Source organism: Streptococcus infantis (genome assembly GCF_047460685.1).
Lineage (GTDB): Bacteria > Bacillota > Bacilli > Lactobacillales > Streptococcaceae > Streptococcus > Streptococcus infantis_AD.
This window is the reverse complement of sequence record NZ_JASHFS010000051.1, coordinates 1-584: the sequence shown is the minus strand read 5'-3', so window position 1 is coordinate 584 and position 584 is coordinate 1. Positions and strand designations below refer to the sequence as shown.

Below are 584 nucleotides of genomic sequence, written 5' to 3'. Positions count from 1 at the left end.
TTGGATCTTTTACAGTTACTTTAACTGGTACTTCATCCTTAGAACCATCTGGGTAAGTCACAACGACTGTAGTTCCTTTATCACCTGGTGTAGTTGTGTCTACTGGTGTCTTGAACTCTACTGTTGTGCCCTTAGGAAGATCTCCGACATTACCGATTGAATCTTTAGCAGATGGTTTATCTCCTGGTTTAACAGTTTGATCTTTCGCTGTTGGAGTGTTCTTGTCTGCATCTGTAGCTGGTGCACTTGGATCTTTTACAGTTACTTTAACTGGTACTTCATCCTTAGAACCATCTGGGTAAGTCACAACGACTGTAGTTCCTTTATCACCTGGTGTAGTTGTGTCTACTGGTGTCTTGAACTCTACTGTTGTGCCCTTAGGAAGATCTCCGACATTACCGATTGAATCTTTAGCAGATGGTTTATCTCCTGGTTTAACAGTTTGATCTTTCGCTGTTGGAGTGTTCTTGTCTGCATCTGTAGCTGGTGCACTTGGATCTTTTACAGTTACTTTAACTGGTACTTCATCCTTAGAACCATCTGGGTAAGTCACAACGACTGTAGTTCCTTTATCACCTGGTGTA

General features: G+C 41.8%; 1 protein-coding gene. It reads right to left on the bottom strand.

The genetic code is table 11. The annotated features are described in order from the left end of the window. Positions 1-584 (bottom strand): Rib/alpha-like domain-containing protein (locus QM917_RS10605; RefSeq protein ID WP_414285737.1); only part of this gene is annotated, 584 nt, incomplete at both ends.